Origin of the sequence: Myroides sp. LoEW2-1 (assembly GCF_009767705.1) — a bacterium.
Lineage (GTDB): Bacteria > Bacteroidota > Bacteroidia > Flavobacteriales > Flavobacteriaceae > Flavobacterium > Flavobacterium album_A.
Genome location: NZ_WSPP01000326.1, coordinates 1 through 358 on the forward strand (window position 1 = coordinate 1; position 358 = coordinate 358).

General features: G+C 36.9%; 1 rRNA gene. It reads right to left on the bottom strand.

The window, feature by feature from the left end:
* Positions 1-260: 260 nt before the first annotated feature.
* Positions 261-358, bottom strand: a 5S ribosomal RNA gene (rrf, locus tag GOQ24_RS15385); the annotation flags it as partial.

Genomic DNA, 358 nt, shown 5'->3' on the forward strand with positions numbered 1-358 from the left:
TTTTTTATATTTTCGATTAGCGCGTTAATTCAAATCTTTCGACTTGCCTTACTCTCTTTTTTGTATGCTGTTGTCCAATATGTCTTAGAACGTATTCTTCTTGTTTTTCTCACTTGTGTTTCAAAGCGAGTGCAAAAGTAGAAAACTTTATTTTACAAACCAAACTAATTCGGCTTTATTTTTTAAAGTTTTTTGTATCTTGCTTGTATTAATGTTTTTAGATAAAAAATCCTTGCTGGAAATCAGCAAGGATTTCAAAAGAAGGGCGACGACATACTCTCCCACTGGTTAGCAGTACCATCTGCGCTAGCGGGCTTAACTTCTCTGTTCGAAATGGGAAGAGGTGAGCCCCGCCGCA